This is a genomic window from Marinobacter piscis, assembly GCF_007671655.1.
Taxonomy (GTDB): Bacteria; Pseudomonadota; Gammaproteobacteria; order Pseudomonadales; family Oleiphilaceae; genus Marinobacter; species Marinobacter piscensis.
Genome location: NZ_VCGX01000001.1, coordinates 490,878 through 504,000, shown reverse-complemented (window position 1 = coordinate 504,000; position 13,123 = coordinate 490,878). Strand labels below are relative to the sequence as shown.

At 57.8% G+C, this 13,123-nt stretch carries 10 protein-coding genes; 9 read left to right on the top strand and 1 reads right to left on the bottom strand.

Annotated elements, in window-relative coordinates:
- The first annotated feature begins 129 nt into the window (after positions 1-129).
- From FFI95_RS02235 to FFI95_RS02195, 9 genes are all read left to right on the top strand, one after another.
- On the top strand, positions 130-1,701 hold the full coding sequence (locus FFI95_RS02235; protein ID WP_144821420.1) for a sigma-54-dependent Fis family transcriptional regulator: 1,572 nt from the start codon (positions 130-132) through the stop codon (positions 1,699-1,701).
- Complete coding sequence (gene vasI / locus FFI95_RS02230) at positions 1,698-2,396, top strand: type VI secretion system-associated protein VasI (protein ID WP_144820723.1); 699 nt, start codon at positions 1,698-1,700, stop codon at positions 2,394-2,396. Before FFI95_RS02235 ends, vasI begins: the two co-directional genes overlap by 4 nt.
- Positions 2,397-2,425: 29 nt before the next feature.
- The gene (gene tssA, locus FFI95_RS02225) at positions 2,426-3,886 is read left to right on the top strand and encodes a type VI secretion system protein TssA (RefSeq protein ID WP_144820721.1); all 1,461 of its coding nucleotides are present in this window, start codon (positions 2,426-2,428) and stop codon (positions 3,884-3,886) included.
- A 35-nt stretch (positions 3,887-3,921) separates the two neighbouring features.
- Positions 3,922-7,515, top strand: a complete 3,594-nt coding sequence (gene tssM / locus FFI95_RS02220; RefSeq protein ID WP_144820719.1) for a type VI secretion system membrane subunit TssM — start codon at positions 3,922-3,924, stop codon at positions 7,513-7,515.
- A 16-nt stretch (positions 7,516-7,531) separates the two neighbouring features.
- Complete coding sequence (locus FFI95_RS02215; protein WP_144820718.1) at positions 7,532-8,437, top strand: DNA ligase; 906 nt, start codon at positions 7,532-7,534, stop codon at positions 8,435-8,437.
- A gap of 123 nt (positions 8,438-8,560) precedes the next feature.
- On the top strand, positions 8,561-8,884 hold the full coding sequence (locus tag FFI95_RS02210; protein WP_144820716.1) for an ElaB/YgaM/YqjD family protein: 324 nt from the start codon (positions 8,561-8,563) through the stop codon (positions 8,882-8,884).
- On the top strand, positions 8,884-9,378 hold the full coding sequence (locus FFI95_RS02205; RefSeq protein ID WP_144820714.1) for a hypothetical protein: 495 nt from the start codon (positions 8,884-8,886) through the stop codon (positions 9,376-9,378). The genes FFI95_RS02210 and FFI95_RS02205 overlap by 1 nt, the downstream gene beginning before the upstream one ends.
- A 154-nt stretch (positions 9,379-9,532) precedes the next feature.
- Positions 9,533-10,111 (top strand): porin family protein, encoded by a 579-nt coding sequence (locus FFI95_RS02200; RefSeq protein ID WP_144820712.1) that lies wholly within the window; start codon positions 9,533-9,535, stop codon positions 10,109-10,111.
- Positions 10,112-10,288: 177 nt separating this feature from the next.
- Complete coding sequence (locus tag FFI95_RS02195; protein ID WP_144820710.1) at positions 10,289-11,077, top strand: ATP-binding protein; 789 nt, start codon at positions 10,289-10,291, stop codon at positions 11,075-11,077.
- On the opposite strand, the gene FFI95_RS02190 is transcribed toward FFI95_RS02195, so the two are convergent.
- Positions 11,074-13,122 (bottom strand): ATP-binding protein, encoded by a 2,049-nt coding sequence (locus FFI95_RS02190; protein ID WP_144820709.1) that lies wholly within the window; start codon positions 13,120-13,122, stop codon positions 11,074-11,076. The genes FFI95_RS02195 and FFI95_RS02190 overlap by 4 nt on opposite strands.
- Position 13,123: the final 1 nt, after the last annotated feature.

Here is a 13,123-nt window from a genome sequence, read left to right as displayed (position 1 = left end):
CGGAGCGGAGCCTACAGGGACGTATCCACGGCGTGTTTTGGAAAGCTCAACCCCGTGGTGTGCGGGAGGCCGGACAGCTTACTGAGCGGTCGGGGAAACTGAATTAAAAGGGAATAAAGAATGGGACGGATGCAGATGGAACTGCACACCGGCATAGAACTGGCTATCGCACTGACGCACCAGCCCACACTGCCGGATTTGCTGAAAACCGCCACAACACAGCTGGAAACTACCTTCGGCCTGACCCACTGCTGGGCACTCGAACTCGACCTCAGCGGCCGCACCCTGCATTGCAGTGCCCTGCCCGGGGAAGGTGAATTCGATTGCGGCGACTTCAGCCACCCCTTCGCCCACCTGCTGCAAACCGGCAAAGCCCGCGAACTCACACGGGCTGCAAGCCACCGACTGGACCACCCGGGCTTCCAGAACCTCATCGAAGCCAGCAAACGCCCCGAGTCCCTGTGGCTCGAACCCCTGCGCGGAAATGATGGTCGAACCCTGGGCATACTTGTGCTCTGCCGTAATGCACCGGACTGGAGCGGCATAGTGGGCCAGCCTCTGTATCTGGGTCTGCTGCAGTTGCTTACACACCAATGGGTCGCCCAGCTACAGAGCCGTGACCAGGTCTGGCAGCGTCGCCTGCTCAAGCGATCCCTGGACACCCTGCACGACGCAGAAACCGTCCGTAAACAGAGCCAGACTCTGGCCAATACGCTCGTTGGCACCTCAGACGTCATGACCCGGCTGCGCGCCCAGATAGTCCGGGCTGCGGGCAGTCAGCTGTCGGTACTGATTCAGGGGGAGACCGGCTGCGGCAAAGACGTAGTGGCCACAGGCATTCACGAATTGTCCGATCGTGCCGACGGCCCCATGGTCGTGGTCAACTGCGCCGCCATTCCGGACAGCCTGCTGGAGAGCGAACTCTTTGGCCACACTAAAGGCGCCTTCTCCGGCGCCGACCAGGCTAAAGAAGGGCTTCTGGCCCAGGCCAATGGCGGCACTCTGTTCCTGGACGAAATTGGCGATATGCCCATGGCGCTGCAATCCAAACTCTTGCGAGTGCTGGAAAGCCGCCAGTTTCGTCCCCTTGGGGCACAAAAAGAACAGCACTCCGACTTCCGGCTGGTCGCGGCCACCCATCAGCCCCTGCGCCAAAGCATCGAAGACAGCAACTTTCGCCGGGATCTGTTCTACCGTTTGAGCCAGTTCCCACTGCAGATAACACCGCTGCGGGAACGCCTGGACGATCTCGAACCCCTCAGCCGCCACTTTATCCGCCTGTACAGAGCGCGCGAAGGGGCCGGGCCCTCAGGGATCAGCAGCCACGCTCTGAAACTGCTGGCCACTTACGATTTTCCGGGCAATGCCCGGGAACTGCGCAACATCGTCGAGCTGGCGTGCTTGCAGACCCCGGCCGGGGATGACATTCAGCCAGACGTGCTCCGGCTTACGGATGTGTTTGCCGACCCATGCACTGCGCAAGCCCCCGGCGCTGAGTGGTATAGCACGGAAGCCGCCGCCGGCTCCGGCACTGAAGAAATCCGGGACCTCAAAGCCGCTGCCCAGGCCTTTGAAGCCGCGGTTATCCGGGAGCGTTTGCGTCAGTATGGCGGTAACCGCGCCCAGGCCGCTGACAGCCTAGGCCTGCCGAAACGCACCCTGGCCCACAAGTGTTTAAAGTATCAGGTAACCCAAGTATGAAATGGCAGAAGCTACCCGCAGGTTTTCGCGCCTTTTCTCTGGTGCTTGTCGGCAACATAAGCCTTTTAATCCTGATGACCGTGTCTGTGCCGGCGCAGGCGGGATTACTGGAACAGGCCCGGGAGTGCACCAGAGAAACCCGGCGTCTGGAGCGGCTGGCTTGTTTTGATGAGGTCTTTGGCACGCCACTGGCAGAATCGCCATCAAACACCGGGTTGGAGGAAGGCTTACGAACTGCAGCGGTCCGTTCCGGGCGCTGGAATGCGGCGTATAAGCAGGTCGGCAGTGAAGCAGTTGCCGGCGCCGCAGTATACCGCGACACCGGGCGAGCGGCCGGCCTGCTGGTTACCGTGCCGGCGCTGGGAGCACAGCCGCCGCGGCCATTACTGGCGCTGCAATGCCACAACAACATTACAGAACTGGCCCTGATGCTGCCTGAGCCATTGGACGTCGAGCGGCTGGAACTGGGGCTTGGAGTGGATAAAACCGCGGCCACAAGGGCCTGGCGGGTGCGTGATGAGGGCTATGTACTCAGCATCGGGCGTGGGCTGCCCGCCATCCGTGCCGTAAAAATGATCGCACTGGAAACAGACCTTCGTATTTACGCCGAAAACAGTCGCATCGACGGCTTGTTATTCGATCTGACAGGGTTTAACAGTGCCATTCGACCGCTTCGTGAACGTTGTGGCTGGTAACCAGCCAGCGAGGACGCAAGGACAGCAATATGCAGGTGATTGAACAGCATCCCTACGTTGAACAGATTGTGACACCGCTGGACGGTGAATCGGCTGTGGGCCCCAGACTGGAAGAAGATGCCGATCTTGATTTCCTGGAGAGTGAAATCATGAAAATCGGCTCACTGAACCATGCTGATATTGACTGGGGGCGGGTGGAACATGAGGCCCTGAAAATTCTGTCGGCCCGCAGCAAAGATCTGAAGGTTCTGGGCTTTCTTCTGCTTGCACTGCAGCGCGGTGGCGACGGCGAGCGTTTTGCTCTTTCGCTTTATCTGCTGAGCTCTGTACAGGAAGTCTGGTGGGACAGCGGCTGGCCATATCCCGGTGATAAGGGCAAACGCGCGCGAAAAATGCTGTTTACCCAGATACTCCAGCGCGCCTGCAAAGCTGTGGAGGGAGTGTCTTTTGATGCCAGTCTGGGGGATGGCCGCAGCTTTTGCCTGGAGGTGCTGGACCGACTGCGGGCGCAGGCGCAGCAGCAGGAATTGCCCATCGAAGTGCTCGAGGATCTCTCGCGTGCCGTCGATAAACTGCCACAGGCACAGGATGCCGGTTCTGACACAGTGTCAGATTCGAACTCAGAGCCAGGTAAGGAACCCCGGTCTTCCCGGGCGGAAAAAGAAAGGACCAGCCAGGTATCTTCGAGTCCGGCCACCGCACAGTCGCTGGGTGATCTGATACTGGACCCGGGCAATGAACGTGCTACCCGCCAGAGCCTGCTGAAGGTGGCAGAGATGCTGACCACCGCTGAACCCGACCGGCCACTGGGTTATCAGCTCCGGCGTTATGCCATCTGGCAAAACATTACCTCTGTCCCCCCTGTCCGGGATGGCAAGCGCTCAGACCTGGCTGCGGTGAGTACAGACCGTATTGCGGAATACCGGGAAGCTCTGGAGAAGTCACCGGACTCTGCATTATGGCAGCGTATAGAGCAAAGCCTGTCGGTCAGCCCGTTCTGGTTTGAGGGGCACCAGCTCAGTGCCGCTGTGGCCACTGCCTTGGGCTTTGATGCCTGTGCCGACGCCATTCGCACCGCCGTTTCTGAGTTCATCGAGCGGTTGCCAAAGCTGGCGGATCTGACCTTTAACGATGGCACCCCGTTTCTGTCTCCGGATACGCAGGAGTGGCTCTGGTCCGCGCCGGCTCACACGCCTGGACCCTTGAGCAGCAGTGCCAGCCCCTGGGAGCAGGCTTATGACTCGGCCAGGGAGCTGATGACCCGGAAAGGCCTGGCGACGGGAATGCAGCTGCTTGAAGACGGTCTTGCGGGAGCCCGGGAACCCCGTGAACAGTTTTACTGGCGCCTGACATCGGTACGGCTGATGAAAGACGCCGGTCTGGCCGGCCTCGCTGCCCGGCAGGTTCAGGACCTGCGGCAGCAGATAGGCGGCCTGGCGATAGAAAACTGGGAACCGGCTTTACTGAAACAACTTGAACGACTGGCCTGAAGGCCTGGCTACCTCATCACGGATAAACAGCAGGAATGGACACCATGTGGAGAAAAGTATTACTCATCGGTCGCAGGCTTTTACCATACGTTCGAAGTGCAGCTCCGGTCACTCTGGCGCTGGGCGTGATTGTCTTGCTGGCCGCCACCTGGTGGCTCGGGCCGAGGTGGGAAATAAACGGCGAATTTCCGCTGGTATCCTGGCAGATGCGGGCACTGGTCACTCTGGGCGTTGTGTTACTGGTTGTCATGATCTGGGGCCTGGCGCTGGCCCGGCGTCTGGGTAAGGTCAATGCCGCCAGAGTGGAAGAGGAAAAAGAGCAGGAAGACCCGGTCCTGCCCATGGAGCGCCGGCAACAGCGGCTGTTGGACCGTCAGCTTGCGCTGCTTAAAAGCAGCCTTCCGGGGCGTCGTGGAGTGTACCGTCTGCCCTGGTATCTGGTAATGGGGCTGGAGGATGCAGGAAAAACCAGCCTTATCCAGCGCTCCGGACAGACTTACACCCTGACAAATGTAACCCGCAACCATCGTGCAGACCGCAATCCTTTCAACCTTGACTGGTGGATTGGGGATAATGCGATTCTGATCGACCCGGACGGTGAGCTGCTCAGCCAGAGCCAGGACACGGCCGGGGAGATACAGCGGCGGCTCTGGGACCACTTTATCCAGTGGCTTGAACGCAACCGTCCGCAACGCCCGCTTAATGGTGTGGTATTGGCCGTAGACCTGGCGCAGCTGAGCACCGCGGGTGAGGACGAGCGTGAAGCCATGGCCATAGTGCTACGCACGCGTTTGCGGGAATTAATGACGCAGACAGGTTCGCGCCTGCCCGTGTATGTGTGCTTCACCAAAATGGATTTGCTTTATGGCTTCGGACCGTTTGTGCGGACGTTCAGCAAACAAGAGAAGGAGCAGGCACTCGGGTTTACCTTCTCTGTGGAGGGCCAGCTGGATAACGATGAGTGGCTGAACGAATTTTCCGGTCGCTACAGCGAAATGGTTGCCCGACTGAACGGTCGCCTGCCGGACATACTGATCAGCACCAGGAGTTCTGAAGACAGGGCGGCTGCGTACTCGTTTACCCGTCAGCTGGCGGGCATGAAGCCAGTACTTGAGAGCTTCCTGAGCAGTCTTTTATCAGCTGATGCTTTTTCGACACCGGCGCGGGTCCGGGGTGCCTACTTCACTTCCGTTTTGCAGGAAGGTGTGCCGGATGATGCCTTTGTATCCGCTGCTGCCAGTCATTATCAGGTGTCTGGCCCGACACAGCCGGCCCAGCGCCCGGAGCTCTCAGCCAGTATTTTCACCCAGTCATTGTTCCCGGAGATTGTTTATCCAGAAGCCGGGCTGGCCGGGGATAACCGGCGGGTTGTCCGCAACCGTCAGCGCCGGGTGGTTCTTGCAGGCGTTGCAGCCCTGTGTGCCGGAGTGGGGATTACGGCTGGCTGGCAGCATTATTTCATCAAAAATGCCGAAGCCGCTGCTGCCGTTGAGACCCGCGTACAGAATTTTATCGACAACTGGCATCCGGTTGGCTTTGAACCGGATATCACGGGGCGCAATCTGCTTGAGCCTCTGGATGAGTTGCGTGAAGCGACTCTGGCGTTTGGAGATCATCGCAAACAGTGGTTACTGATTGCTGATATGGGGCTCTACAAAGGGCATAAAATAGGGCCGGAGGTGGAGGCTTCTTACCTTGATATGCTGGCTTATCAGTACCTGCCGGCACTGATGTTCGGGGTGATGGAGGAAATGAGTCAGGCGCCGGATAACAGCCCGGAGCGCCTTGGGCACCTGCGTGTTTTACGGATGCTCTACGATGCCAGTGGCCGGCGTGCGGATATTGTCACCACCTACATGAGTGAGTTCTGGCAGCGGGCATTCCCCGGCCGCCGCGATGTGCAGAAGAAGCTTATGGCACATCTTGATTACGCCATGGCTCACACGGATCTGGCCAGGCAGGCCCGTAGCGGCGATGCAACCGCAGATATGGCACTGGCACCTTTCAAAAGCAGTGTCCAGTGGTCGCAACGCGAGCTGGGGCGAATGCCGACGCCCGAGCGTGTGTACCGTGGCCTGGAGACTGAGGCCAGCCGTGAGTTTGGCCAGCCCAATGACCTGGCGCGTAGCTCTGGCCCGGCATTCAGTAATGTGTTTGTGCAAATAGATGAGCATGGGGAGCCGTCAGGAGAACAGGTGGGTGCATCCCGGGAGTCCAGTCCTCTGCAAATTCCGGCCCTGCTGACCCGGGAAGGGCTGGAGCAGTGGTTCCTTCGTAAGTCGGGTGCCGTCACCGAACTGGCGCTGGTGGATGCCTGGGTATTGGGGCGCCGGGATAACGTTGACTTCAGCAAAGCCGATGAGGCGGAGTTACAGGCAGGTTTGCAGACTCTCTATGCGAAGCATTACAGCAACGCCTGGCGTACCGCCCTGAGCCGGGTAGATATCCAGACGTTTGATGATGTGAATCACGGGGTTCGGGTGCTGGAAAGCCTGACCAGTGGCCATGCGCCCCTGGCACAGTTTCTCGGGCAGGTGCGCCGGAACACACAACTGATACCTGCCGCTGAGGGGGAGACTGCAGCGGCACGGGCATTGCTGGAAAAGTCGCCTCATTTCACTATGCTGCAAAACATAGAGCGTCAGTTTGCCGACCTTAACCAGCTGTCTGAAAAGAGCGGGAATCAGCCCAGCGAATTGGAGCAGATCATGGGTGTGGTGAATGATCTGCACGAATACATGCGTAGCATTCAGGAGGCACCCGATAAGGGTAAGGCTGCCCTTAATGCCGCCAGGGCCAGAATGGGGCTCCAGGGCGCTGATCCTATCTTCACCTTGCAGCGGATGGCAGGGCATCAGCCGGAGCCGGTGAACCGGCTACTGGACCGGTTGGCGACAGAAAGCTGGCGGGTCTTGCTGGATCAGGCTGTGGCGCAATTAGAGCGGGAATGGTATCGGGAGGTGTATCAGCCGTTTCAGCAAAACCTGGTCCGGCATTATCCGTTTAACACCAACGCCGGCCGCGATGTTGCCTTACAGGACTTTGAGCGGTTCTTCGCGCCGGAAGGTGTATTGGACAGCTTCTACCGGGAAAATCTCAAGCTGTTTCTCGAAGACCATCCGGAGCAGGTAGGCGATGCCCGCCGGGCCGGGCTGGTGCGTCGTGACGTGCTGGCATCACTGGATGCTGCCGAAAAAATTCGTAAGGCGTATTTCACCCGCAGTGGTACGCTTGATGTGGAGTTTGCACTGGAGCCACTGCATCTGTCTTCCAACAAGCGCCGCAGTGTGGTGAACCTGGATGGCCAGCTGGTGGAGTTCAGCCATGGCCCGGGCCAGAGTATTCCGTTGGTGTGGCCCAATACACTCAGGGAAGCGGTTGAAAGCCGCATTACTCTGGTGCCGGTGCAGGTTAACCGCTCCCCGCGGAGTATTTCTGAGCGTGGCCCCTGGGCGCTGTTCCGTCTTCTTGATAAAGCCGACCTGACCGGAGTCAGCCGCAGTGCTGTGGATGTGCGTTTTCAGGTAGATGACGGTGACATGCGTTACCGCCTGCATGCGGCCAGCAACACCAACCCGTTTACCCAGGAACTGCTGTCCGGATTCCGGATTCCGCGCAGTTTGTATTGAACCATGGAGTTTACAGATGACGCTGGATAACGGGAGGCAATGCCTGCAACGAATACATGGGCTCAGACACCGGCTGGCTTTGATTGCTTTGCTGCTTCTGGTCACGCTCGGCCGCATCAGCGAAGCCAGTCCGCCGCCGGTGCCTCTGGCCAACACGTACCACAAAGGCGTGGTGCTGAAGCATTACTGGGTCAGTGAGAAGCTGGACGGCGTGAGGGCCTACTGGGATGGCGATCGGCTTTTATCCCGCAACGGGCATGTTTACAGAGCACCGGACTGGTTTATAGAAGATTTTCCGAAGGTCAGGCTGGATGGCGAGCTTTGGATGGGACGGCAGCGCTTTGCGGAGTTGTCCGGAGCGGTACGCAAGCGTGTGCCAGAGGCCAGTGAATGGCGGGAAATCCGGTTTTATGTCTTTGATTTGCCTGGCCCCGGACCCTTCCATGAGCGTTATGGGTACCTGCAAACCCTGTTGACACAAACGGATTCTGATTACCTCGAACTGGTGAGGCAGAAACCGGTGACGTCTCATGCTGCCCTGATGGACGAACTGGACACGACGGTTGCTCAGGGAGGGGAAGGCCTGATGCTGAAACGGCGTAAGAGCCGGTACACCGCAGGGCGCTCAGATGATTTACTGAAAGTGAAAACCTTTGAAGATGCCGAGGCGGTTGTGGTTAAACACATTGCGGGGAAAGGGCGCCTGCAGGGGATGATGGGCGCGCTGCAGGTGGAGCTGCCGAACGGTCGTCGCTTCCGCATCGGAACCGGTTTCAGTGATGCGCAGCGGGCCCGGCCACCGCCCCCGGGGACTCGTATTACGTTCAAGTACTATGGCCAGACAGCGACCGGGTTGCCACGGTTTGCGAGCTTTTTGCGGGTGCGTGATGATGAACCGGGCAGGGCAGTGCCGGAGTTGTAGCGTCTGGTTGTCTGCGGGTTGAATGTACAGTTACGATTGTCGAGTCCTGTGCTAGAGTGTTTTTGAGCGGTGCATTTTCGGCGCCGTTACCAAGAGAGTCTGGAACCAAACAGGAGATAGCTCATGGAAAAACAAACAGCAAACGATGATTATGCTCGAGTTAAAGAGGATCTTCAGCTTCTGCGCGAAGACCTGGCATCACTGACCAAAACTGTAACTGACAGCCAGAAATCCAGTGCTAATCACCTGAAGGATGAGATCAGCCGGGAGACCCGTGCAGTGCTGGATCAGCTCCGCAAGCGGGGTGATGCGGCTCTGGCGCGTGCTACAGAAGCCGGCTCACAAGGTGTCGAAAGCGTGGAACACAAGATTGAGGAGCGGCCGTTTCTCAGTATTATTCTTATGTTCCTCGCAGGTATTGTTGTAGGCAAAATGCTTGATCGCTGATGTTGCCTGATTCTGCAGCCATCCAGAGTGCCATTCGCAAGGCTGTCGCTGCGATTATCGCGGTGGTTTTGGGTTTGGTGCTTTTAACAGCGTTGTTGATCACAGGCTTTTATCTGTTGGTCAATGCCGCCGCCCTGGCTCTTGCCCCTTTGGTGGGCAAGCCGGGCGCACTGGCCATCGTAGGGCTTGCCTGCCTGTGTCTGTTGGCTTTTTTCTTCTATCGCATGACCCGCCCCGCCAGAACCCTGCGCAATTCCGAGGATCGTCAGTCGGGCACCGGCTCCTCATCGCCTGTTGACGTATTGCGCTCACTGATTACCCGCAACCCACTGGAAGCGGCGGCATTGGCGTTTGCTGTTGGGGTGGCAGAGCAAAAAGATCCCAGGTTAAAAAACCTGTTGATGCAGGGTGGTATGACACTGATGCGCCAGTCAGCAGGCACTGGAACACCGGACCCCGGCGAGTCAGATGAACCTCCCGCCCCTGAAAATTAATAAAACATGAAAATATTTTAGTCCGGATGTAACCCAAATTTCCGGACAAAGGCTTTAGAGTGAAAACACGTGTTCCGGGACATTGAACATGTGTTCATCAGTGCCCGGAGAACGCCTTAATGAATGGACTTCTCAACTGATGAGGAAGACGCATATGAACTCTAAAGCTCGTATTGCATGCGCCACTGTTTTGACTGCCAGTGTATTTGCAGCTCCGGTCGCTGTTGCACAGAGCTCATCTGATCGCGACACCTCCGGCCCGTATATCAAGGGTAGTTACGGTGGTTATAAGTCCCATAATGGCGATTTTGATGACTCCAATGATCTGTTTGGCGCGGGGCTTGGTTACCAGTTCAACCAGTTCTTTGCTCTGGAAGCGGGTTACGTCGATTTCGGTAACTTTGGTAAAGACGATGTTGACGGCAAGCTCAAAGGTGGCTCCCTGGTTGCCATCGGCCGTTTGCCGGTAACCGATAGCTTTGGTGTCTATGCCAAGGCCGGCGCCTTTGCTGCCGCGCTTGATGTAGACGCGTTTGATGAGAGCGAAACCTACGATGAAGTCAGCCCCGTTGTCGGTGCAGGTGTCGACTTCCGCATTACGGAGCACCTGACTACGTTCCTGGAATATAACCGCTACAACGTAGATGTTGATGAAGATGACTTTAATGGCCAGCTAAACAACGACGGTCCCGACTTTGATACGGCCCAGGTGGGTCTCAAGTTCCAGTTCTGATTTGTAGTGGTGTGACCCCCACCCTGACGGTGTGTCGGCTTTGCCTTCACACCGTTTTTTGTCTCTGCTCCGCTTTATCGCCTTCCGGATAGCACGCTCTTAGCCTGTACAGATATACTGATACCGGGCCGCTGGTGCGGGCTTGTATGCAATTGTGTAAAAACAGGAAGAGAATGTATGTCTGGAAACGAACCGTTTGACTGGTCTTCAACACCCGCCGCGGTCTGGCGGCGCCATCGTGCCGGCTTGCGTGCCATACGGCGGCTGGACCCGGTTCAGTGGGGCTCTCTGACAGGCATTGAACGCCAGCAACAGGCGCTGGCACGTAATACCGAACGCTTTCTGGCAGGGCAGCCATCAAATAATGCGCTGCTTTGGGGTGCCAGAGGAACGGGAAAATCATCGCTGATCAAGGCGCTGCTGAACCGGTACAAAGAGCAGGGGCTGCGAATGATCCAGGTAGATAAGGACGATCTGGTCAATCTGCCGGAGATTGTTGACGATATCTGCGATCTGCCGTTCCGTTTCATCATCTTCTGTGATGACCTGTCGTTCGATGTGGGCGAGTCGGGTTACAAGGCGCTGAAAAGTGTACTTGAAGGGTCACTGGAGTTGCCACCCGACAATGTTCGCGTTTATGCCACCTCTAACCGGCGTCATCTGATGCCGGAATTCATGTCGGACAACCTGCAAAGCACCTCGCAGAATGGAGAGGTGCACCCCGCCGAGGCAATAGAAGAACAGGTGTCGCTGGCTGACCGTTTTGGCTTGCAGTTATCCTTCTATGCGTTTCCTCAGGAGGTGTATCTGCAGGCTGTGGATGCGCTTTTTCCGGATGTATCTGATCGCGAACGTCTGCACCTTGCGGCAATCCGGTTTGCCACCTCCAAAGGCGTGCGCAATGGCCGCACAGCACAACAGTTTTACCGTCAGTTTGCCGGAGATCCGGAGCTGTTCAGCAATTAACCCCGGGTGGCCGGAAGGGTAATCCGGAAATGGACGCCGCTCATACCGTTATAATTTTCACTGGTTGCTTCTACACGGCCTTCATGAAAATCAGCGATTAGCCGGACAATGAGCAACCCCTGCCCGAGATGACCCTCTTCCCGGCCTTCTCTGACGGACACGAACGGGTTGAAAATGCTGGTGCCCGGGCTGTCTGGCAGTGGCGGGCCTTCGTTGAAAACGGACAGGCAGATGTCGTGGCCGGTTTGTTCAAGGCCAATCCGGATCTGGCCATTTGGTGGCGTAAAATCCCGGGCATTATCCACCAGCTTATCAAGCATCTGTACCACCAGCTCCGGAGAGCCGGTGAGGCTGATGCCGGATTCCGGGCCTGTGTAGCTGAGCTGATGCTGTTGGTCCAGGGCCTGGTAGGCTGCCGTCGCCTGAGTGATAACCTCTGCCAGATCGAATACTTCTTTGTCCGCGTGGTCAAAACTCTGCTCCAGGCGGGTGGCTTCACTCATGCCATTGAGGATTTGCCGCAGGCGTTCGGTGGCTGCAGCAGCGCGCCCGATATACTGCGAGCGCTCCTCTTGAGTGTCGCTGTGGGAAAGGTTTTCCAGAGAAGAGCGTACGATGGCTACAGGTGTTTTGAGTTCATGGGACAGACGCCGTGAAAAACTTTCCAGATAACGGTTGTAGCCGTGAAGCCGATGGGCCATCCGGGCAAAATGATTCTGCAGCTGACCAAGTTCATCCCTGGCGTTGGAGGCCGGCAGAGTATCAATAATCCGGCCATCCTGATCGATACTGGCGCTGACAGCACGTTGCAGGCGTGTGATTCGCCAGGAGAGCCAGCTGGCATAACCCAGCAACACCAGAGTCAGGCCAATGATGATAAAGGTGCTGCGGGCGATAACGGAGCCCAGGGCGGAGCCGGAGAGAGTCAGCAGCTGGTCCAGGGATTGTTCAAGCATCAGTGTCCGGCCACCGAATACCGGATGGGTGGTCATGAGCCAGATACTGTCATCGTCATGTCGCACCAGCCCTTTTCCAGGCAATGAGTCCATGGTGAGCTGATGGGTATTGGCAGCCAGGGTTGCAGGTGTTGGCTGATAGAACTGTACCAGCGCGCGCAGTGCGTTGAGGCCGATGTGTTCGGCAATGTCCAGGTAACTGAGTGTCTCGAAATCCGGGCGCTCCTGCCGGGAAGGTGTGGATTGCTGCGCCACCACCCACCCTCCTGATTCAATCAGCCGGACCACCTGGCCTTTGTTCATTCCGGACATCAGTGCGCGTTCGAGTTCAGGGTTGCGCTCGGCCAGAACCGGTAATGGGTTTGTTGCTGTTGACGTGTGTTCAATGTCCTGACTGCCCTGCCACCGGGCCGCAAAGCCCAGACGGCTGCCGGGGGCTGGCCTGGGCAGTTTCAGTTCAAGCTGCCAGCCGTTGCCGACACTGTGCCAGTAGCCATTCACCCTGTAATCAGGCGTTTGTTCTGTGGTTGTAATGCCATATACCCGGCCGGGAGCCGGGGTGCGGATCAGCCAGGAGGCGGGTTGGTTTTCAGGGGTCAGGTCGTTTTCTGCCGGCTCCAGCCAGAGCCGAAGTCTGTCATGGTTTTGTTTGGGCGCACCCGGATTGAAGAAAACAGGCTGGCGGTTACTGATGCGTATCAGCAGGTACAGGTGGCGCTGGTCACTGGCAGCCTGCCAGCGCAGGACGGGTTGTGTGGTATTTGCAGGGGGCCCGTCTGGCGGGGTGGCGGTTTGCCAGGGCTGGAACTGCTCGCCTTCATCATAGCCGGGCCAGTCATCACCGTAGCCATCAAGGTTGATAGGGCTGTTGAGTTTTTCCACGTAAATGGCGGGTGTTTGCGGTGTAATCACCGGCATTCCCGGAACCCGGTCGCCGGCGGTTTGTGCCAGCTGGCTTGCCTGGTCCTCCAGTTGTTGCAGCGCCTGTTGCCGCAGCGCCTGGTCCAGCTCCAGCACAAACTGCAGGCCTGCCCAGGGGATCAGCAGCATTAGCAGGCTGGCAACAAAGAGCTGGCGTTTGAGGGTCACG

Coding starts and splice junctions, on each gene's coding strand:
- FFI95_RS02235 (WP_144821420.1), top strand. CDS start 130: ATGCAGATGGAACTGCACACCGGCATAGAACTGGCTATCGCACTGACG.
- vasI (WP_144820723.1), top strand. CDS start 1,698: ATGAAATGGCAGAAGCTACCCGCAGGTTTTCGCGCCTTTTCTCTGGTG.
- tssA (WP_144820721.1), top strand. CDS start 2,426: ATGCAGGTGATTGAACAGCATCCCTACGTTGAACAGATTGTGACACCG.
- tssM (WP_144820719.1), top strand. CDS start 3,922: ATGGACACCATGTGGAGAAAAGTATTACTCATCGGTCGCAGGCTTTTA.
- FFI95_RS02215 (WP_144820718.1), top strand. CDS start 7,532: ATGACGCTGGATAACGGGAGGCAATGCCTGCAACGAATACATGGGCTC.
- FFI95_RS02210 (WP_144820716.1), top strand. CDS start 8,561: ATGGAAAAACAAACAGCAAACGATGATTATGCTCGAGTTAAAGAGGAT.
- FFI95_RS02205 (WP_144820714.1), top strand. CDS start 8,884: ATGTTGCCTGATTCTGCAGCCATCCAGAGTGCCATTCGCAAGGCTGTC.
- FFI95_RS02200 (WP_144820712.1), top strand. CDS start 9,533: ATGAACTCTAAAGCTCGTATTGCATGCGCCACTGTTTTGACTGCCAGT.
- FFI95_RS02195 (WP_144820710.1), top strand. CDS start 10,289: ATGTCTGGAAACGAACCGTTTGACTGGTCTTCAACACCCGCCGCGGTC.